The sequence below is a fragment of the Phenylobacterium sp. genome (assembly GCF_041919955.1).
Classification (GTDB): Bacteria; Pseudomonadota; Alphaproteobacteria; order Caulobacterales; family Caulobacteraceae; genus Phenylobacterium.
Genome location: NZ_JAYRSU010000016.1, coordinates 84,997 through 103,145 on the forward strand (window position 1 = coordinate 84,997; position 18,149 = coordinate 103,145).

At 66.4% G+C, this 18,149-nt stretch carries 20 protein-coding genes and 1 tRNA gene; 10 read left to right on the plus strand and 11 right to left on the minus strand.

The features are described 5' to 3' along the window. Positions 1-56: 56 nt before the first annotated feature. The gene (gene dut, locus ACE3T2_RS14325; RefSeq protein WP_374658485.1) at positions 57-509 is read left to right on the plus strand and encodes a dUTP diphosphatase; all 453 of its coding nucleotides are present in this window, start codon (positions 57-59) and stop codon (positions 507-509) included. Here the strand turns inward: dut and glcF are convergent. Genes glcF through ACE3T2_RS14340 form a run of 3 tightly spaced genes read right to left on the minus strand, consistent with a single transcriptional unit; the run spans position 506 to position 4,550 of the window. Next, a complete protein-coding gene (gene glcF, locus ACE3T2_RS14330) occupies positions 506-1,798 on the minus strand; it encodes a glycolate oxidase subunit GlcF (RefSeq protein WP_374658487.1) in 1,293 nt (430 codons plus the stop codon). The two genes, dut and glcF, sit on opposite strands and share 4 nt — an antisense overlap. Beyond that, entirely contained in the window at positions 1,798-3,021 is a 1,224-nt protein-coding gene (locus ACE3T2_RS14335) for an FAD-binding protein (RefSeq protein WP_374658489.1), read from the minus strand. Before ACE3T2_RS14335 ends, glcF begins: the two co-directional genes overlap by 1 nt. Before the next feature lie 2 nt (positions 3,022-3,023). Beyond that, positions 3,024-4,550 carry an FAD-linked oxidase C-terminal domain-containing protein gene (locus ACE3T2_RS14340; RefSeq protein ID WP_374658491.1) on the minus strand — a complete coding sequence of 509 codons (1,527 nt, stop codon included), beginning with the start codon at positions 4,548-4,550 and terminating at the stop codon, positions 3,024-3,026. Between the two features lie 159 nt (positions 4,551-4,709). On the opposite strand from ACE3T2_RS14340, the gene ACE3T2_RS14345 reads away from it, so the two are divergent. After that, positions 4,710-5,081 (plus strand): cytochrome c family protein, encoded by a 372-nt coding sequence (locus tag ACE3T2_RS14345; protein WP_374658493.1) that lies wholly within the window; start codon positions 4,710-4,712, stop codon positions 5,079-5,081. Between the two features lie 9 nt (positions 5,082-5,090). Beyond that, positions 5,091-5,561: a hypothetical protein gene (locus tag ACE3T2_RS14350; RefSeq protein ID WP_374658495.1), complete on the plus strand. Its 471-nt coding sequence runs from the start codon at positions 5,091-5,093 to the stop codon at positions 5,559-5,561. 77 nt (positions 5,562-5,638) lie between these two features. On the opposite strand, the gene coaBC is transcribed toward ACE3T2_RS14350, so the two are convergent. Continuing rightward, on the minus strand, positions 5,639-6,847 hold the full coding sequence (coaBC, locus tag ACE3T2_RS14355) for a bifunctional phosphopantothenoylcysteine decarboxylase/phosphopantothenate--cysteine ligase CoaBC (protein WP_374658497.1): 1,209 nt from the start codon (positions 6,845-6,847) through the stop codon (positions 5,639-5,641). A 181-nt stretch (positions 6,848-7,028) separates the two neighbouring features. On the opposite strand from coaBC, the gene ACE3T2_RS14360 reads away from it, so the two are divergent. Continuing rightward, positions 7,029-7,577: a hypothetical protein gene (locus tag ACE3T2_RS14360; protein WP_374658499.1), complete on the plus strand. Its 549-nt coding sequence runs from the start codon at positions 7,029-7,031 to the stop codon at positions 7,575-7,577. Positions 7,578-7,589: 12 nt separating this feature from the next. On the opposite strand, the gene ACE3T2_RS14365 is transcribed toward ACE3T2_RS14360, so the two are convergent. The 4 genes from ACE3T2_RS14365 to ACE3T2_RS14380 form a co-directional block, all read right to left on the minus strand. Continuing rightward, a complete protein-coding gene (locus ACE3T2_RS14365) occupies positions 7,590-7,793 on the minus strand; it encodes a Trm112 family protein (protein WP_374658501.1) in 204 nt (67 codons plus the stop codon). A 9-nt stretch (positions 7,794-7,802) separates the two neighbouring features. Continuing rightward, entirely contained in the window at positions 7,803-8,468 is a 666-nt protein-coding gene (locus tag ACE3T2_RS14370; protein ID WP_374658503.1) for an LON peptidase substrate-binding domain-containing protein, read from the minus strand. Positions 8,469-8,482: 14 nt separating this feature from the next. Then, on the minus strand, positions 8,483-9,379 hold the full coding sequence (locus ACE3T2_RS14375; protein WP_374658505.1) for a tetratricopeptide repeat protein: 897 nt from the start codon (positions 9,377-9,379) through the stop codon (positions 8,483-8,485). 95 nt (positions 9,380-9,474) lie between these two features. After that, positions 9,475-9,987 (minus strand): prolyl-tRNA synthetase associated domain-containing protein, encoded by a 513-nt coding sequence (locus ACE3T2_RS14380; protein WP_374658507.1) that lies wholly within the window; start codon positions 9,985-9,987, stop codon positions 9,475-9,477. 94 nt (positions 9,988-10,081) lie between these two features. Between ACE3T2_RS14380 and ACE3T2_RS14385 the strand changes: the two genes are divergently transcribed. Together ACE3T2_RS14385 and ACE3T2_RS14390 are read left to right on the plus strand one after the other, a co-directional pair. Next, positions 10,082-10,822, plus strand: coding sequence for a DUF6065 family protein (locus tag ACE3T2_RS14385; protein ID WP_374658509.1), 741 nt, complete (start codon positions 10,082-10,084; stop codon positions 10,820-10,822). Positions 10,823-10,997: 175 nt separating this feature from the next. Further along, positions 10,998-11,072, plus strand: a tRNA-Gly gene (locus ACE3T2_RS14390). Between the two features lie 250 nt (positions 11,073-11,322). Here the strand turns inward: ACE3T2_RS14390 and ACE3T2_RS14395 are convergent. After that, positions 11,323-11,586: a helix-turn-helix domain-containing protein gene (locus ACE3T2_RS14395; protein ID WP_374658511.1), complete on the minus strand. Its 264-nt coding sequence runs from the start codon at positions 11,584-11,586 to the stop codon at positions 11,323-11,325. Between the two features lie 88 nt (positions 11,587-11,674). Between ACE3T2_RS14395 and ACE3T2_RS14400 the strand changes: the two genes are divergently transcribed. Continuing rightward, the gene (locus tag ACE3T2_RS14400) at positions 11,675-12,241 is read left to right on the plus strand and encodes a hypothetical protein (RefSeq protein ID WP_374658513.1); all 567 of its coding nucleotides are present in this window, start codon (positions 11,675-11,677) and stop codon (positions 12,239-12,241) included. Positions 12,242-12,805: 564 nt separating this feature from the next. On the opposite strand, the gene ACE3T2_RS14405 is transcribed toward ACE3T2_RS14400, so the two are convergent. Next, positions 12,806-14,146 (minus strand): hypothetical protein, encoded by a 1,341-nt coding sequence (locus ACE3T2_RS14405; RefSeq protein ID WP_374658515.1) that lies wholly within the window; start codon positions 14,144-14,146, stop codon positions 12,806-12,808. A 446-nt stretch (positions 14,147-14,592) separates the two neighbouring features. Continuing rightward, positions 14,593-15,840 carry a tyrosine-type recombinase/integrase gene (locus ACE3T2_RS14410; RefSeq protein ID WP_374658517.1) on the minus strand — a complete coding sequence of 416 codons (1,248 nt, stop codon included), beginning with the start codon at positions 15,838-15,840 and terminating at the stop codon, positions 14,593-14,595. A gap of 437 nt (positions 15,841-16,277) precedes the next feature. On the opposite strand from ACE3T2_RS14410, the gene ACE3T2_RS14415 reads away from it, so the two are divergent. From ACE3T2_RS14415 to ACE3T2_RS14425, 3 genes are all read left to right on the plus strand, one after another. Next, on the plus strand, positions 16,278-16,661 hold the full coding sequence (locus tag ACE3T2_RS14415) for a hypothetical protein (RefSeq protein WP_374658519.1): 384 nt from the start codon (positions 16,278-16,280) through the stop codon (positions 16,659-16,661). A gap of 10 nt (positions 16,662-16,671) precedes the next feature. Beyond that, positions 16,672-17,490, plus strand: coding sequence for a DUF3313 domain-containing protein (locus ACE3T2_RS14420; protein WP_374658521.1), 819 nt, complete (start codon positions 16,672-16,674; stop codon positions 17,488-17,490). 334 nt (positions 17,491-17,824) lie between these two features. Further along, positions 17,825-18,142, plus strand: coding sequence for a hypothetical protein (locus ACE3T2_RS14425; protein WP_374658523.1), 318 nt, complete (start codon positions 17,825-17,827; stop codon positions 18,140-18,142). Positions 18,143-18,149: the final 7 nt, after the last annotated feature.

Consider the following 18,149-nt stretch of genomic DNA (forward strand, 5'->3'; position numbering starts at 1 on the left):
AGCCGCTCCTCCGCCTCTGGCATTCCCGCCCCAGACTTCCGAAGGGGCGACGCACCATGACCATGACCGCCAGGTTCAAGCGCTGGGACGGCAATCGCGACCTGCCCGTGCCGGCCTACGCCACCGCCGGCGCGGCGGGCTTCGACTTCCGCGCCGCCACGCCCGAGGGCGAAACCGTCACCATCGCGCCCGGCGCCCGCAAGCTGATCCCCACCGGTTTCGCCGTCGCCCTTCCGGTTGGTTACGAGATGCAGATCCGCCCACGCTCGGGTCTGGCCGCCAAGAACGGCGTCTCCATCGTCAACGCGCCCGGCACCGTCGACTGCGACTATCGCGGCGAGATCCTGGTCTGCCTGATCAATCTCGGCGCAGAGGACTTTCACGTTCGCCGCGGCGACCGCATCGCCCAGGGCATCATCGCCGCCGCCCCCCAATGGGAGCTGGTCGAGGTCGAAGAGCTGGACGACACCGCGCGGGGCGCGGGCGGCCACGGCTCGACCGGCGTCTAGCGCGATTTCAGGGCGGCGGGCTCAGGTCCGCCGCTCGCCCAGTCGAGCAGCTCGACCGTGTGCACGACTGGAAGCTGCGTTCCGCCCGCGATCTGGGTCAGGCAGCCGATGTTGCCGGCGGCGATGACGTCGGGCGCCGTCGCCTCGAGGTTTCCCACCTTTCGGTCCCGCAGCCGCCCCGCCAGCTCGGGCTGCAGCAGGTTGTAGGTCCCCGCCGAGCCGCAGCAGATGTGCGCCTCCGTCGGCTCGGCGAGCGTGAAACCTGCCGATTGCAGCAAGTGCTTGGGAACATTGCCGATCTTCTGGCCATGCTGCAGCGAGCAAGCCGAATGATAGGCGATCTTCAGCGGTCGGGGCGCTGACGCCTCGATCGGGCCAAGCATCTGAAGAACCTCGGAAATGTCCTTCGCCAGGCCCGCGACCCGCGCCGCCTTGCCCGCCCATTCGGCAGATTGCTGGAAGAGGACGCCGTAATCCTTCACGGTCGTCCCGCATCCCGAGGCGGTGACGACGATGGCGTCCAGCCCCTCGCCCTCGATCTCGCGCGTCCAGGCGGCGAGGTTGGCGGCGCCCAGGGCATGGGCGCGCTCCGCCTTGCCCATGTGATGCGGCAGGGCCCCGCAGCAGCCAGAGCCGTTCGCCACCACGACCTCGACCCCCAGCCGTGTCAGCAGCCGGATGGCCGCTTCGTTGATCTGCGGCGCCAGCACCGGCTGCGCGCAGCCGGCCAGCATCGCCACCCGCATCCGCCGCTCGCCTTGGGCTTTGAAAACCTTCGGCTTTTCGGCCGGATCGGGCGGCGGAAGGCGATCCGGCGCCATCGCCGCCATGATCTTCAGCCGGCCCGGCAGCAGGCCGCTCAGCGGCCGCCCGATCTGCGCCGCGCGCAGCGCCAGGCGGAAGGCGCCGCGGTTCGGCAGCAGCCAGGCCAACAGCGACCTCAAGAAACGCTCCGGCCACGGACGAATGTGGTTCGCCTCGATATGCGCCCGGGCGTGATCGACCAGGTGCATGTAGTCCACGCCCGACGGACAGGTCGTCGTGCAGGCCAGGCAAGAGAGGCAGCGGTCGACATGCTTGACCGTCTTGGGCGACGGCGGCCCGCCCTTTTCGAGCATCTCCTTCATCAGGTAGATGCGCCCCCTCGGGCTGTCGAGCTCGTCGCCCAGCAGCAGATAGGTCGGGCAGGTGGCGGTGCAGAAGCCGCAGTGCACGCAGGTGCGGATGATCTTCTCCGACGCGGCGACGTCGGGATCGGCCAGCTGCTCGGGGCGGAAGTTGGTCTGCATCAGGCGTGCATCCGACCGGGGTTGAAGATCCCTTGCGGATCGAACTGGCGGCGCACCCGCTCGCTCAGGGCCGCGACCGCCGCAGACGGCGGCTGGAACGGGGCGATGGTGGCCCGCACCTCGGGCGCCGCGCGCATCAGGGTCGCATGGCCGTCGCCGCCCGCGACCGCCGCCAGCACGGCCCGCACCTGCGGCGCATGGGCGTCCGGCGCCGCCGGCAACTCCAGCCAGACCCCGCCGCCAGCCCAGTCGTAGAGGCAGCGCCCCGAGAGCTCGTCGGCCAGGCGGCGGCCAACGCCGGCGCCGAGGGTCGGCGGGACCGAAAGCTTCCAGACCTGCGCCTCGCCCCCGGGCAGCACCCGCGCGTCTGCGATCTCCGCCCACGCGAGGCGACAGGCGTCCTGGTCCAGCACCGCCTGCCGCCCGAGGTCGGCCAGCATCTCCGCCAGGTGCGCGGTCCGCGCGGTCACCGAGGGCTTCACTCCCTCGACCCGCAGCAGGGTGGTCGAGGCGCCGGCCGCGGCGATCTCGGCGACCTTCGAGCCATGGGCGATGTCGGCGGGCAGGTGTGCGGCCGACGAGACCTGGGCCGGGCAGCCCATGGCCCGCGCCATGGCGGCTATCGCCGCTTCGTCCGACAGGCCGCGGATCACCAGGGTCTGAGAGGTGGGCGGCGCGGGCAGCACCTTCAGGGTCAGCTCGGTCGCGGCGAACAGCGTGCCGAAACTGCCGGCCGCCAGTTTGGGCAGGTCGAAGCCGGTGACGTTCTTGACCACCCGCCCGCCGGCCGCAAACGCCTCGCCGAAGCCGTTGACGCCCTTGATCCCCAGGCTGTGGTCGCGCGGCGCCCCGGCGGTCAGGCGCCGCGGTCCGCCACGGCCGGTCATCACCGTCCCGCCGATGGTGCCTGCATAAGCGGGCAGACCCCAGAGCGGCCCGAAGTCCGGGGGCTCGAAGGCCAGGCACTGGCCGTGCGCGGCAAGCAGCTCGCCGATCTCGGCCATGCCCGTCCCTGGCCGCACCGCCAGGATCAGCTCCTCCGGCTGGTAGGCGACGATCCCGGAAAGGCCGGAAAGGTCCAGCACCACGTCGGCCGCCACCGGCCGGCCGAGCGCGCGGCGCGTCGCGCGGCCGACCAGTTCCAGGGTCTTGCCTGCCGCCAAGGCGTCTCTCACCGCCTCCAGCGCCTGGTCGGCGTTCGCCGGGCTCCAAGTCTCGCTCAAGGTCAGAACCGCTCCAGCTCGGGGAAGCGGAGCTTGCCGCCGTGGATATGGACGCGGCCCAGCTCGGCGCAGCGGCAAAGCTTGGGGAACACCTTGCCCGGATTGAGCAGGCCGTCCTCGTCGAAGGCGCACTTCAGCCGCTGCTGCTGGTCCAGGTCCGCCGGCCCGAACTGCACCTCCATCAGGTCGCGCTTCTCGACCCCCACCCCGTGCTCGCCGGTCAGCACCCCGCCGACCTCGACGCAGAGGGTCAGGATGTCCGCGCCCAGCTTCTCGGCCAGGTCCAGCTCGCCCGGCTTGTCGGCGTCGTAGAGGATCAGCGGGTGCAGGTTGCCGTCGCCGGCATGGAAGACGTTGGCGATGCGCAGGCCGCAGCCTTCGGCCAGCTCATTCATCCGTGTAAGGACTTTTGGCAAGGCCGCCCGCGGGATCGTGCCGTCCATGCAGTAGTAGTCCGCCGCGATCCGGCCCACGGCCGGGAACGCGGCCTTGCGCCCCGCCCAGAAGCCGAGCCGCTCGGCCTCGTTGGTCGAGATGCGCAGATAGCTCGCCCCGCAGCGCTCGCCGATCTCGCGCACTATCTCGATCAGGTGATCGACCTCGGCCGGCGGCCCGTCCAGCTCGACGATCAGCAGCGCCTCGACGTCCAGCGGATAGCCGACCTTCACGAAGGCCTCGGCCGCGGCGATGGCAAGGCGGTCCATCATCTCCATGCCGGCCGGGATGATCCCGGCGGCGATCACCGCGGCGACGCAGGCGCCCGCCGCCTCGACGTCGGCGAACCCCATCAGCAGGGCGCGCTGGCTCTCGGGAGCCTGCAGGATGCGGACCGTGACCTCGGTCACCACGCCCAGCAGGCCCTCGGAGCCGCAGACCACGCCCAGCAGGTCGAGGCCCTCCGGGTCCAGGTGCTTGCCGCCCAGGCGCAGCACCGTTCCGTCGGCCAGCACCATCTCCACCCCGAGCAGGTTGTTGGTGGTCATGCCGTATTTCAGGCAGTGCACCCCGCCGGAGTTCTCCGCCACGTTGCCGCCGATCGAGCAGGCGATCTGACTGGAGGGATCGGGCGCGTAATAGAAGCCGCGCCCGGCCGCCGCCTGGGTGACCGCCAGGTTCGTCACCCCCGGCTGCACCACCGCGCAACGGTTGTCGTAGTCGACCTCCAGCACCCGGTTGAACTTTCCCATGCCGAGGATGATCCCGTCGGCCAGGGGCAGCGAGCCGCCTGAGAGCGAGGTCCCCGCCCCGCGCGGCACCACTTTCAGCCCCTCGCGATGGCAGTAGGCGAGGACCCGGCTGACCTGGTCCACCGTTTCGGGAAGCACCACGATCATCGGCCGCTGGCGATAGGCGGTCAGGCCGTCGCACTCATAGGCGGCCAACTCGGCGTCGTCGCCGATCACCCCTTCGCCGGGAACGATGGCCCGGAGCGCCGAGAGGAACTCGGACCGGCGGGCCAGCAAGGCCGGGTCGGGCGGCGGCATCTGCATATCGGCTTCGACATAGCGCGCGCACGCCGCGAACGCCAATCACCCGCACGCCCTGGTGAGGGTTTTGCTCCGGCTCGCGTCTTGGGAGTCGCATACGGGCGCCCAAGGTGGTTTGAGTGCAAACTTTCTTCAAAGAGTCTCTTGTTCACGGACGCGTCATGTCGGAGTTCTTAGCCTCGCTTGAAGAGGAGGAACTTCATGCTGCGTCTCATCGCTCGATCCATCGCCCTGGCCGCCTGCGCCGCCGCCCTGGCCACGCCCGCCTTCGCCCAGGCCCCGGGCGGCGAGTCGCTCTTCAAGCAGCAATGCGGCGTCTGCCACTCCATCGCACCGGCGCCCGGCAAGATGGGCCCGCCGCTGAAGGGCGTGGTCGGACGCAAGGCCGGGACCCTGCCGGGCTATGCCTATTCGACGGCCATGAAGGGCTCAGGCATCACCTGGGACGCCGCCAAGCTGGAAACCTACCTGGCCAAGCCGACGACGGTCGTTCCCGGCACCAAGATGATGATCGGCGCCGCCAATCCGGCTCAGCGCACCGCGATCATCGCCTATCTCGCCACTCAGAAGTAGCAGGTCAACATGAGCGCGGTTGAGCTTCGCTGGAACGCCGGCGAGGCCGCCGCGCTGGACGCGGGCGGCTCGCCCACCGACTATCACGCCCTCGGCGCCTTCGCCGAGACCTGGGCGTTTCTCGAGTTGTTCCTGGGCCGCTGCGCCGAAACGGTAGGCGTCACGCCCCTGGGCGACGCCTTGGACCGCGCCGCGGCCCTGGCCCTGGCTGTCCAGGCGGCGCCGGAATTCGCGCCCCTGGCCGGCAAGACCTCGACCCTCGCCCATGAGGTGGGGGAACTCGCCGCGCGTCGCCAGGCGGTGCTGGAAGACCTCGCGCGCGCCAGCCTGCGGCGAATGGGGCTGGAGATCCAGAACGCCCCGCCGCCGGCCAGCCCGGCGCGCGCGCTCGACGCCCTGCACATGAGCGCCTGCGACCTCGTCCGCCGCTGCGTGATCCTGCTGGGCCAGCTCAAGGCCCGCCGCGGCGGATCGGCCTAGAGCACTTTCCGCCGAAGCGGATGCCGGGTCGGCGAAAAAATGCTCCAAGTTCAAAGAGTCTTGAACATGATCCGGTTCTATCGAACCCGATCGTGTTCTAGCGCCTGGGCCATGCGCAGGGCGAGCTTGCGGGCGACTTCCGACTTGGCGGTGCGGTCCCAGCGTTCGATCCCGTCTGCGGTGACGATGCTGACCGCGTTGTCGTCGCCGCCCATGGTGCCGGCGACGCTGACGTCGTTGGCGACGATCCAGTCGCACCCCTTTCTGGCCAGCTTGGCCTGGGCGTAGGCCTCGACGTCATTGGTCTCGGCCGCGAAGCCGATCACCAGGGCGGGCCGCTGCTGATGGCGCGACAGAGTCGCCAGGATGTCGGGGTTCTCGACCAGGGTGATGGCCGGCGGGCCATCCGCCCCCTTCTTCATCTTGGAGCCGGCGGCGGTTTGCGGCCGCCAGTCCGAGACCGCGGCCACGCAGACGGCGATGTCGGCGGGCAGGGCCGCTTCGCAGGCAGCCAGCATCTCCCGCGCCGTCTCGATGTCGACGCGCTTCACCCCCACCGGGGTCGGCACGGCCACCGGACCGGCCACCAGCGTCACCTCGGCGCCCAGGTCTGCCAGGGCCTTGGCGATCGAAAAGCCCTGCTTGCCGCTGGAGCGGTTGGTCAGCACGCGCACAGGGTCGATCGGCTCGGCGGTCGGGCCGGCGGTGACGATGGCCCGTTTGCCGGCTAGCGGCCGCGCTGCGGGTCCCTCCAGAGCCGCCAGGATCGCCTCGAAGATCGCCGGCGGCTCGGCCATGCGCCCGAAGCCGAACTCGCCGCAGGCCATGGCCCCTTCGTCCGGCCCGACGAACAGTACGCCGTCGGCCTTCAGGGTCGCCAGGTTGCGACGCGTGGCCGGGTGCTCCCACATCCGCACGTTCATGGCCGGCGCCATCAGCACCGGCTTGTCGGTCGCCAGCAGGGTCGTCGAGGCGAGGTCGCCCGAGAGGCCGTGCGCGGCCTTGGCCATCAGGTCGGCCGTCGCCGGCGCGACCACCACCAGGTCGGCCGAGCGCGACAGCTCGATATGCCCCATCTCCGCCTCGTCGGTCAGGGAGAAGAGCTCGGAATAGACCTTGTCCTCGGCGAGCGCCGACAGCGACAGCGGCGTCACGAACTCGGCGCCCGCCTTGGTCAGGATGGGCCGCACCCCGATCCGGGCCTTGCGCAGCAGCCGGACCAGTTCGAGCGACTTGTAGGCGGCGATCCCGCCTCCGACGACCAGGAGAATCCGCTTGTCCGACAAGGCTTTTGCCCCCTTCGTTCCGGCCGCTCGTCATAGAGCCCTTTGCCTTTAGGTGGAAACACCTAAAGCGCCGGAAAAGGGCCCCGCCAAGCCGTCGGGGCTGCGGAAAGCAAAGCTCTGGACAAACGCCGGTATTCGTTCTTAATTTGTTCTGCAACCTGGCCGCGCAAGGAGAAACCGAGTGGCGCCGTACAGACATGTGTTCAGCCTGGGCCTCGCCCTTGTCCTGGTCGCCGCCTGCGAGCGGCCCTCCGCCGTCGCGCCCAGGGAGCAGGCCCAGGCGGCCCCGCCGGCCGCGCAGGGGTTCCGTGACGCGGCCCCTGCACGCACGGCCGATCTCAACCGCGAGCCGGTGCGCGAACTGGATGGGCGGCCGATCTGGTCGGCCAGCCGCCGCGGCACGGCCGAGGAGAACGCCCAGCGCGCCTTCGACCGCAACGGCGCGGCCTTCGGGGCCAAAAATCTCGACGACTTCATCCGCAAGGCTCACGCCTTCGTCGAAAACCCGCCGCCAGGGGTGGAGAAACTGACCCGCCGCAATGGCGACGTCCTTTTGTACGACGCCAAGACCAATGTCTTTGCGGTCGCGACCAAGGACGGCGCGCCGCGGACGATCTTCAAGCCTGACGAGGGCGCGGCCTATTGGCAGGAGCAGAAGGACCGCGAGGCCCGGCGCCAGACTGCCCGCAGCGAGCGCGGCGGCCGCGACACCCGCGACAGCGAAGGCTAGGCGCGGCTGGCCCTAGCCGAGGGCGCGAGCCTCTTCCGGCAGCATGATCGGCACGCCGTCGCGGATCGGATAGGCCAGCTTGGCGCCGTGACTGATCAGCTCGCCGGCCTGGCGGTCATAGACCAGGGGGCCGTGGGTCACCGGACAGACCAGGATCTCCAGCAGGCGCGGATCGACCTCGGCGGTCAGGGCGAGAGGGGTGAAGGCGTCGCTCATGGCGCCCTTCTACTGGATCGATTGCGGCCCGTCATCGTCCGCACCGAGGCCATCGATCTCCAGCAGCGCGGTCAGGGCGTCGCAGCGTTCGGCCACCGTACGCGCCTCCAGCAGCGCCTGCTTCTCCGGCGGGTCGAAGGGCAGGCCCATGGCCAGGCTGGTGACAAGGCTCTCCAGCGGCGCTGTTTCGGCGGTCTCCCAGTCGATGTCGAGCTCGCGGCGATTCAGGTAGCGCTTGAGCGCGCCGGCGAAGCGGCGGCGGTCGAAGGCCGGGATCTCGGCGGCCTCCACCGACAGGTCGTCGGCGAAGCTGTCGAACTGGGCGCGCACCTGACGATAGGGCGTGGTGACCGACAGTTCCTCTTTCACCAGGAAACGGCAGACCCCGGTCAGGGTGATCAGATAGCGGCCGTCCGAGGTCTCGGAGAAGCTGGTCACCCGGCCTGCGCAGCCCACGGCGGCCAGGTTGGGCCGCGTGCGGTCGCCGCCGCTGCGCGTCTGGACCATGCCGATCATACGATCGCCGGCCATCACGTCGTCGATCATGTTGAGATACCGCGGCTCGAAAATCTGCAGCGGCAGGTCTCCGGTCGGCAACAGCAACGCCCCGTCCAGCGGAAACACCGGAATCACCTGGGGCAGGTCGGAAACTCTGCGAAAGACGGCGGCCGGCATGACACGCCTCCCTCTCATGAGAACAGAATGGATGACAGCCGCCGCCGCCCCGCGCGGGTGATGTCGGAACCCGCCCCCGCGGCCTCGAAGATGGTCAGCAGCTGCTTGCGCGCCGCCTCGTCGTTCCAGCCGCGGTCGGCCTCGATGATCTTCAGCAGATGGTCGGCCGCCTCGCCCCACGCGCCGCGGGCGGCCATGGCTTTGGCGATCTCGAACCGCGCCTCGTGGTCGGCGGCGTCCTTGGCCAGGCGCTGCTCGAACTCGCCGACCTCGCCGGGACCCTCCTCAGCCAGGGCGAGCGCCGCGCGCACGCTGTCCAGGTCGGCGTCCTTGGCGCCTTCGGGCGCCATGGCGGCGACCTCGGCCGCCCGCTCGGCGTCGCCGCCGGCCAGGTAGCAGCGGGCGAGACCTCCGATGGCCTTCACGTTGTCCGGTTCGGCCTGCAGCACCTGGGCGTACGCCTGGGCCGCGCCGCCGATGTCGCCGACCTCCAGCGACTCCTTGGCCATGGCCAGCAGGTCGTCCACGGCGTTGGCCGGCGCCTGGCCGGCGATGCGGTCGACGAACTGCTTCACCTGGCTGTCGGGCAGGGCGCCCATGAATCCGTCCACCGGGCGCCCGCCGACGAAGGCGAACACGGCCGGGATCGACTGCACGCGAAGCTGACCGGCGAACTGCGGGTTGCTGTCGATGTCGATCTTGACCAGCTTCACCTTGCCCTTGGCGGCCAGCACGTTCTTCTCGATCGACGGGCCCAGCTGGCGGCACGGGCCGCACCAGGTCGCCCAGAAATCGACGATGACCGGCGTCTCCTTGGACGCTTCGATGACGTCGGCGATGAAGCTTGCGTCCGTGCCGTCCTTGATCAGGTCGCCGGCGGCTTGGGGCTGGGTTTCGCCGATCAGGCTCATGTCGATCTTCCAAAAGATAGGTGACGCCGGGGCTTAACGCGCCCGCGCGCTAAAATGGTCCCTTCCCGCCTCCGCTTCAACGGCCCTATGGCCGCTCAGGCGTCCTCGACCACGGCCATGGCCGAGAAATCGACCACGATCGGTGCGACGCCCAGGGCCGAGAGGAACTTCGCGAAGCCCTCGCGCGACACGCCGGTGGTGGCGGTGTTGGTCAAGGGATGGAAATTGATCCGCTCGGCCTGCGCCAGCCGCCGGTCGAGCACGAAGGTCAGGCGGCGCTCGGCGTCGTTGATCAGGCCGAAGGCCGTGACCGAGCCCGGCGCGACCCCCAGGGTCGCCTCCATCAGCTCCGCCGGGCCGAAGGACAGCCGCGCCGAGCCGATCACCGTATGCAGGCGCTTCAGGTCGATCACGGTGTCGTCCTGGGCCGAGATCAGCCACAGCCGGCCCTTGGCGTCCTTCAGGAACAGGTTCTTGGTATGGGCGCCGGGAATGTCGTCCTTGATCCCCTCCCCTTCCCCCACGCGGAACACCGCCGGGTGGTCGGTCGTGTCGTGCGCGATCCCATGCGCGTCGAAGAAGGCGATCAGGTCGGGGCGGGTCTTCATGGCGCCTGCTTAGCCCAAGGTTCGCTCTGGCCGCTAGCGGGCCGGCGTTCAGCTGGGTTAGAGCAGTTGCGTTGAGCCAGTCCGGAGAGAACCCATGGAGCTCGAGTGCTATCCGACCGCCGAGCGGCCGCCTGAAATCGTCCCCGGCCGGCCCCAGCGGGCCTGGATGGACAGGTTCGCCGAGCGCCATCCCTATCGATGCCTGCCCCTGACCATGGCCAACACCACCGGATGGGAGATCCTCTCGCCCATGGCCTTCACCGCCGAATGGAACGGCGGGGTGATGCAGGAGGACATCAAGCTCTTCCCCGACCGGCCGCACCCGGACTTCCACAACTTCGTGAAGAGCCACTTCAGCCACGGGGTCATGACCTTCCACCCCGGCTATCTTTTCCGCACGCCGCCGGGCTGGTCGATGGTCGCCCAGGGGCCGCCGAACCATATCAAGGACGGCATCCAGCCGCTGGCGGGCCTGGTCGAGACCGAGTGGTTGCCCTTCCCCTTCACCATGAACTGGATCTTCACCCGGCCCGGCCGCGTGCGGTTCGAGAAGGGCGAGCCCTTCTGCTTCATCACCCTGACCAAGGACCGCGAGCTCGCCGAATTCCAGCCGGTGATCCGCGGCATGGACCGCAATCCCGAGCTGCGCGGCCAGTACGACACCTGGGAGAAGCACCGCAGCGAGTTCAACAAGCGCATCTTCCGCGCCGATCCCGACGCGACCAAGGAAGCCTGGCAGCGCTACTACTTCCGTGGCGAGTTCCCGGAAGAAGTGGCCGAGGCGCCGAAGGACCACGTGAACAAGCGCCGCCTGAAGGGCCCGAAGTTCGGCTGACGGCGCATTTTTGAGGCCTTCAGATGGAGAAAACCGAGTTGATTCAAGGTGTCACGATCGAACGCCATTCGATGAGCCTGAATTTCTTTCCGCAGGTGTTGCCAACGTGCGGGCGCTCTGCCATAAGCCCGCTCTCGATTTTCGGGCGGCACGGAACACCAAGTCGCTTCGGAGTGCGGGCGTAGCTCAGGGGTAGAGCACAACCTTGCCAAGGTTGGGGTCGAGAGTTCGAATCTCTTCGCCCGCTCCAGATTTCTCTCAAGGAAATCTGAGCGTTATAAAGTGGACGGGAGTGGGTAGCGTCGAAAGGCGAAGCCCCTCCCCACCGCATCCCCACCATCGCGACGATAAATCGCCAACTCCAGACACCCTCGGGGTGGGGGGTAGGGTGAAATCGGCATCGACATAGGCGTAGCTCCGGCCGCCTCCGTCGCTACACAAAAAATCAGACTAGCGTTTATCGAGCCGCCGATTGCGGTGGCCATAAGCCGAGCTGTGGTTCAAGTGCCACGCGGTCGTCCAGCCCGAAGCGGCTTCGGCCTTTCTACCCCTTCCGGCATCTCATCAAAGAGCGCTCCTACACGGACGCCAAGCGCGTTCGCGATCCGGTCAAGCAAGTCCACGGTGATGTTGACGTTCCCGTGCTCCAACTCGCGCAAATGACCTCGATTGACGCCACTCGCCTCAGCCAACCGGGCTTGAGACAAGCCGCGTTCCGTCCGTAGCCGCCTCAGGTTCCATGCGATGAGCGTTCGCCCCGTCATCGCAGGAGGAAGAACGTGCGAATGCTCGTGTTAATAGAGCAGTTATATCAGCCCTATTATGCTGCTGCCGAACACAAGGAGAGCTTTGATGTCATTGGCTCAGTTCGGCGGCTATCGAGCATTCATGTCCGCGGCCTCCACGGGACGCCTGCGGATCATTTCTGCGGTGATCGCGTGTTCGGCTTTGGCGGCGTGCGCAACGCCCTATCAAGAGATGGGGCTTCTCGGTGGGGTGCAGGCGAGTCGGATCGACGAAACGACCGTCCAAATCTCCGCTCGCGGCAACGGCTATACGAATGCCGAAACAATCACTCGTCACGCCTTACGAAAGGCCGCTGAAGAGACGGTCGCAGCCGGATACGACGGCTTCTATATCGCGTCTGCTCAAGACCGCACTCGCCACATGACCCAATATACATCGGGAAGCGCGACGACGAACTTCTCAGGCACTGTGATGGGCACCGGAAGCAACACCGCGTTCCTTATGGGCACGGGCACCACCCATTACAGCCCGCCCCAAGCGACCACCGTCGTGAAGCCGGGCGAAGCGGTCATCATCAAGATGTTCAGGGGGGCGAAGCCGAGCGATGCACCGGGTGTCTATGACGCGCATGAGCTTCTGCGATTCCTGGCTCCGCCACAGCCTGCCAAATGAGGTAATCGCATGGCGTTGCTAATCGCAACTATTATTACACTAGCTTCCATAAGCTATGTTGTGAACTGTACAGAAATTGGAAGGTTGTGGAAGCGTGGATTACATTTATTGTGTCTTGTCACGATAAATGCCACCATTTGTACGTTATTCGTATTCATTGCGTCCGGCATTATCTATCTTGGCGTAAGCATGTTGTGCGGCGCTGTAGATAATTGGTTTTCCACGATTGCGGCAATCGTTGCGCTGGTATTTGTGCCGCTTCTGTTTCCAGCAGGGTTTGAAGAAATGTATTCCCACTGGAAGTATAGGTCAAAATCCCCTCTGAATGCTGATAGAAACTTGGAGACCCAAGCATAACAACATAAACGCGCGTTCAGGCTCCTCTAGTCTCGACCGCTACCCTCCTAGCCCCCGCCCCGAAGGCCCCACCTCCGAGCCGGCCCAAACGCTGCCTATGGTCCGTCCAGATTGGTGAGGTCAGACTGATCAAGACCCTCCCACGGATCGATCCGAAAGGTTGAGATGATAAGGCGATAGTCTTACAGGCTCCCTTATATGAGGACTTCAGGGTGATACCTTGATTACAGGATCAAATCCAAAGGTAAGACGGTAAAGCATACTCATAGTAGCACTGGCTCTAAATCCATCTCTCCTGCGAATTAAGAATGAATCGTGGATAGGTAAGGATACAACGTTCTGCTCCCTTAGCTTCGTGATGATTGCCAAAGCTATGTCGGAATCGCACCGCTGAAGCCGTAGCCCCGCCCCTGTGCCGAACGCATCCGCGATTGAGGCGTGCTTTTCCTCAATTATCCGTCGCACCTCAGCCCGCTTGAAACCGGGACGGAACGACAGCCCAGCGGGGAGCCGTATCATCTCGGGTCTTTTTCCGTTTCGATCATTGATGAGGGCCTGGGTCATTGCCTTGACGCCCGCCCGGAAGTGGCCAGGGGCCAGCCCCCTTTTGGCTTCGTATGCGGCGACGGCATCCAGAAGATAAGGGTCGCCCTGATAGTCCAGGCCCCGCTCATGGTAGAGCATTCGGATTGCGCAGCCCGAAAAGTCCAACTCGACCGTGGGCTCGCCATTGATCGTTATCTTCCGGCGCAATGCCTTCGGGGTATTGATCCACCATCCCCCATACAGCCGGCCCCCTTGGCCGAATGAGCCGTTGTTGAACTGACGATAGAGGTCCGTCTGGATCAGCTCGGGCCGATAGAGCGATACGGACTCGCCCTCGCGGTTCTCATTCCAACGGCGGACCCATTCGGCTTCCTCCTCAAGGGTAAGTGCTAGACCGATATCCTGTTCAACCAGGAACGCATTGTATGCCCGCAGACGGCTGGTCCAGTGGAGCGTTTCCGCTGTGTGCCCAAAATCCACCAATGGGGTCTGAGCGTCGCCCTTACGGAGCCTTACAAGGCGCTGTAGGGGCAATTGGATGGTAAGGCTGTGGTGGGTCGCCCCGCACGCCTGAGCGACCCCACAGAGCTTCTCTGTGACGCTATAGGTTGAGGCTGCGCTTCCCAATTTGCCACAGCGGGCATTGAGGAGGCCCGCCTCGGCCAGGAGGTCCACCGTGCGGGCCATAGCCTTGCCGGAGAGCCAAGCCGGACCGTCCCCGTAGCTGTCGGCTCTGCGGAAATAGGCGACAAATGAGGGGCGCCGGAAATAGCGACAGCGGAGCCCGTTGGCGAGAACCCGCCGGACAGCGGCTTGATGGTTACGTTCATCGGCCTGACGTCTCTTGCGGCTCCGTGTCTCCACGGCAGCGATGAGCGCCAGGGCCTCCTTTGTTAAGGCTTCACCTTCTGGGTCGCGAAGATCAACCGCCTCATCGAACCAAGTCCCCTTCGGGGTCTCGACGTCTGCCGCATCGGCCTGAGCGCATCGTGAAGCGGGCATGGCGGGGAACGAATCTGCCCCCCTCCACGTCAACGTGTGACTGTGCTCCACCTCTAGCGAGCCCCTAGCCGGAGGGTGGCAATAAACGCCTCGACCTCTTCGGCGACGTACCGCGCGCAGGAGCCGATATAGCGGGGCTCCAAAGGGAAGATGTGGGGTAGTCCATGCGCCCGCTTGTGGCGTTGGCCCCGAACCCAGGAAGGGGAAAGATTCAATCGTCGAGCAATGTCTTTGTCAGTGTAGAACGCGGGTTCTACCAATTACGCTTCTCCTCTTGCGACACGAAGCATCACTTCCGCCCGAAGAAGGCTTCGGCGGGGCTTCCATGTTCAATTTCCGGGGAAGGTAAAATATGGGGAAAGTAAAATTGTCCCGATATAATATCTTAGTCACGTGGCGCGCTAAGGTCAAGGCTGCTGCAACGCTGATCTACTAGGTTGCCTTGTCTATCCTCTCTCTTCGCCCCCTTGGCCATTCTCGCCCTTTGCAAGGCGAGTGCTAAATGCCTTGGCAGCCTCCATGTCCCCCAGGTTGACCGCATAGTGCCTAGCCAACATGGCGGTACCGGAATGGCCTAACCTGCCTGCAACCGTTCGGGCATCGATGTTGTGCCTGATGAGGATCGTGGCGTGGGTGCGGCGTAGGTCGTGCAGGCGAACATCTTGTAGGCCGGTCGCCTTCCACAGGGCCGTGAGGGACCGCTTGAGCGTCGTCATTGAGATCGGGAACAATCGGTTGTCCCCTTCCGCACGATCCAGCTTCACCAGGGCGTCCAGGATCGAGACCATTTCCGTCGTGCATGTCACGAAGCGGGGTTTGCCAGTCTTGGTGCTTACGACCTCGACGACCGTGGTTTCGTCATCGACCTTCCGCACATGGCCCCAGGTCAGGCCGTGAATCTCCGCCCGTCGCATGCCGGATTCGTAGGCCCAAACGACGTAGTGGCGCAGCCATCCCCTGATCTGCTGGGGCCTGCGCTCCTTGTTCGCTTCCTGCTCCAGCTCGATCTTGTCCGCCGCTTTTAGGATGTCCTGCCATTCCTCCTCGGTCACGAAACGCTGCCGGGGCTCAATCCCCTTGATGCGGTCGGCCCGTTCGCTTGGATTCCGCTCTATGATCCCGCTGCGGACGGCGTCGTTGACAATCGCGTTGAATGTCGCGAGTTGCCGCTGAACCGTCGCTGGTTTCAATTTGAAGTGCTGTTTTCCGATCCAGCGATTCACGTCTGCTGCTGTGATTGCGTTGAGAGCCTTTTTGCCGAAGGCCGGGTTAAGCGCCGAGACGACATGCCCATTGGTGACGCCGTAGCCTTTGAGGGTGGGCTTTTTCCGCTCAAGCCAGGCTGTGGCGTATTTGGCGAACGTCTCGACCTCCACGGCCTCCAGCGGCTCCCCACGGTCGGCCAAGCCTTGAAGGCGGTCACGCTCAGCAATCAACTGAGGCCAATCCCACGACGCCCTCTTGCCGAGTTTATGCTCGACCGATCCGCCAGCCGCGATTGAACGGCCCCGGTATGCGCCACCACGCGGAAATCTAACCTTCACCCAGACGGTGGCGCTGGTTGCGCCTTTGAAGATGCCGATACCGTCGCAATAGGCTGGGCGTTTGGTCATGAGGCCGGGCAGAGACGCTTCAAACTCCTCGAATTTGGCATAGCGTCTGGGGCGACCGATTGGCCGCTTCGTGTCTGTCATGCTTCTTGTCTCAAGCTGCTTGGGGTGGGGCTCGCGCCGGATTCATCGGTGGGGAATTCATAGAGAGATGGCGATACTGTAGTGGCAAGCGGGGGTTATGCCACCCCACCGCATCCCCACGCAGGACGGTGCTAAATCGGTATATCGTCTAAAAACCCTATTAACACAGTTGATTGTGGATCGCGGAGAACCCGGCAACGGCAATAACGTTAAAGGCGGCCTGAAACAGGCTTGACCATCCTTGCCAAGGTTGGGGTCGTGAGTTCGAATCTCATCGCCCGCTCCAATCGAAAATCGTGACCCAGCAGGGGCCGCCGCAAGGCGGCCCTTTTGCTTTTCCGCTGTCACAAGACCTCGCCCGGGCCTCGCGCCGGGCTCGACGCCCGCTCCATGATCGCGGCGGTCCATGGCCCGACCCGAAACCACGGAACTTCGCCATGGATCACGCACGCCTGCCGCTCGCCAGCGCCGCCCTCGTCCTCGCCTTCGCCCTGCCCGCCCGCGCCGACGCGCCCAAGCTCGAAGGCGACTGGCGCGCGGTCGACGGCTCTTCCCTGGTGCGGATCGCCCCCTGCCGCAACGCCGCGGGCTTCTGCGCCACGGTGCTCGAGGAAAGGCCCGCCCCCGGCGAGCCCAGCAGCGTCGGCAAGGTCGTCGTCCGCAACCTGGCCACCGACGGCAAGGCCTGGAAGGGCCTTTACAGCGACGGGACGCGCGACCTGCCCGCCACGGTGCGGCCGGTTGGCGAGCATCTGGAGTTCAAGGTCTGCCTGGGGCCGCTTTGCGACACCGCACGCTTCGCACGCGTCGCGGCGCGTTGAGGAGGCGGCCATGCACACGATCCGCCCGCTGCAAACGGCCGCCTTCGTCTCCCTGGCCGGCCTTGCGGCCTGCACCGCCACGCCGCGCCACAGCGGCCTGCTGAGCGACTACAGCCGCCTTGGCGCGCTGGAAGGCCGTCAGACCAGGCACGCCGAGAACCGCCCCGTCGCGCCGCCGGCGGAGAACCAGCCGCTCTTCATCGAGACCATCGACTTTGCGCCCGACGTCGAGGCGGCCGCCAAGCTCTCCGACAAGGAAAGCCGGCTGGTGCTCAACCAGTTCTCGCGCAAGCTCTGCACCGGCCTCTCCAGGCGCTTCGCCATCGCCTCGGAGCCCGGCCCCCAGGCCTATCGACTGAAGGCCCACGTGACCGAACTGCGCCCCACCAGCCGCGCGGCCGCGGCGATCTCCACCCCGCTCGACCTCGCCTCGCCGATCGGCGCGCGCCTCCCGGTCGGCCTGGGCGCCTTCGGTGCGGAAATCGAGATGCTCGCGCCGGACGGCCAGCAGATCGCCGCCCTGGTCTGGCGGCGCGACGCCGACTTCACCAGCACCGGCGCCAGCATCTCGCGCATCAACGACGCCTATGACCTGGCCGGCGACGCCGCCTCGGACTTCAGCGAACTGTTCGAGGCCAAGGACGCCAAGCGCGCGGCGACCCGCATCGCCACGGGCCTGGCGCCCGACGTCGGCCTGAAGCGCGGCGACGACGCCTGCCAGGTTTACGGGCGGGCGCAGGACGCCCTGCGGACCGCGGCGGGCTTCCTGCCGGCGCCGAAAATGCCGCCCGAATGGACCGACAAGGGCGCCCCGCAAGCCAAGGACTAGGGCGGGAGTTCGCCCGGTGACCGACGCCCCCTCTTCTGAAGCCCGCGCCATGCAAGTTGCGCGCGGCGGCCCACCTGAGGTAAAGTTCCCCGTGATGAACCTCGTTTTCGACCCCTGCAGCCGCACCAGAGCGCCGATCGCGCGCGCCGCCGCCTGCGCGTCGAAAACCACCATGATGATTATTACCACCCCCACCTCTGGGACGGGGCGAACGCGCGCGACTTAAAAAAACCGCCGACGGATCGCAAGATCAGGAACCCCGCTCCCGAACAGGCAGCGGGGTTTTTTGTTGCGCGCTTCGTCGGTCCTCACCTGCCGAAAGGACTGAACGCCGATGGAAGACCTCGAACTCCCCGACAATCCCGCCAGCGCCGGGCTGGCCGCCCGCCGGTTCGCCGATGCGCTGGCCTCCGAGGCGCTGTTCGAACAGACCGCGCGGCTGGAAGCCACCCTCGCCCCCGGCGCGGGGCTGGAGGCCCTGTTCGCCGTCGAGCAGGCCCTGGACCTCGCCTGGCCCGCCGCCGCCCCGGCCTGCGAACTGATCTGGGCGACGGAGGAGGCGCGCGAAGTGCTGTCTCTACGCGCCTTCGACGAGGCCGGCCGCCTGCTGCTGGCCCAGGCCTATCGCGGCGAGGGCCTCAAACATGGTTGAGGCCCTC

What these genes read in the sequence shown, in the direction of transcription:
- glcF (WP_374658487.1), bottom strand. Translation starts at nt 1,798, where the DNA reads ATGCAGACCAACTTCCGCCCCGAGCAGCTGGCCGATCCCGACGTCGCC.
- ACE3T2_RS14380 (WP_374658507.1), bottom strand. Translation starts at nt 9,987, where the DNA reads ATGAAGACCCGCCCCGACCTGATCGCCTTCTTCGACGCGCATGGGATC.
- ACE3T2_RS14370 (WP_374658503.1), bottom strand. Translation starts at nt 8,468, where the DNA reads ATGCCGGCCGCCGTCTTTCGCAGAGTTTCCGACCTGCCCCAGGTGATT.
- ACE3T2_RS14365 (WP_374658501.1), bottom strand. Translation starts at nt 7,793, where the DNA reads ATGAGCGACGCCTTCACCCCTCTCGCCCTGACCGCCGAGGTCGATCCG.
- ACE3T2_RS14415 (WP_374658519.1), top strand. Translation starts at nt 16,278, where the DNA reads ATGGATCACGCACGCCTGCCGCTCGCCAGCGCCGCCCTCGTCCTCGCC.
- ACE3T2_RS14375 (WP_374658505.1), bottom strand. Translation starts at nt 9,379, where the DNA reads ATGAGCCTGATCGGCGAAACCCAGCCCCAAGCCGCCGGCGACCTGATC.
- ACE3T2_RS14410 (WP_374658517.1), bottom strand. Translation starts at nt 15,840, where the DNA reads ATGACAGACACGAAGCGGCCAATCGGTCGCCCCAGACGCTATGCCAAA.
- ACE3T2_RS14350 (WP_374658495.1), top strand. Translation starts at nt 5,091, where the DNA reads ATGAGCGCGGTTGAGCTTCGCTGGAACGCCGGCGAGGCCGCCGCGCTG.
- dut (WP_374658485.1), top strand. Translation starts at nt 57, where the DNA reads ATGACCATGACCGCCAGGTTCAAGCGCTGGGACGGCAATCGCGACCTG.
- ACE3T2_RS14405 (WP_374658515.1), bottom strand. Translation starts at nt 14,146, where the DNA reads ATGCCCGCTTCACGATGCGCTCAGGCCGATGCGGCAGACGTCGAGACC.
- ACE3T2_RS14395 (WP_374658511.1), bottom strand. Translation starts at nt 11,586, where the DNA reads ATGACGGGGCGAACGCTCATCGCATGGAACCTGAGGCGGCTACGGACG.
- ACE3T2_RS14385 (WP_374658509.1), top strand. Translation starts at nt 10,082, where the DNA reads ATGGAGCTCGAGTGCTATCCGACCGCCGAGCGGCCGCCTGAAATCGTC.
- ACE3T2_RS14400 (WP_374658513.1), top strand. Translation starts at nt 11,675, where the DNA reads ATGTCATTGGCTCAGTTCGGCGGCTATCGAGCATTCATGTCCGCGGCC.
- ACE3T2_RS14420 (WP_374658521.1), top strand. Translation starts at nt 16,672, where the DNA reads ATGCACACGATCCGCCCGCTGCAAACGGCCGCCTTCGTCTCCCTGGCC.
- ACE3T2_RS14345 (WP_374658493.1), top strand. Translation starts at nt 4,710, where the DNA reads ATGCTGCGTCTCATCGCTCGATCCATCGCCCTGGCCGCCTGCGCCGCC.
- ACE3T2_RS14425 (WP_374658523.1), top strand. Translation starts at nt 17,825, where the DNA reads ATGGAAGACCTCGAACTCCCCGACAATCCCGCCAGCGCCGGGCTGGCC.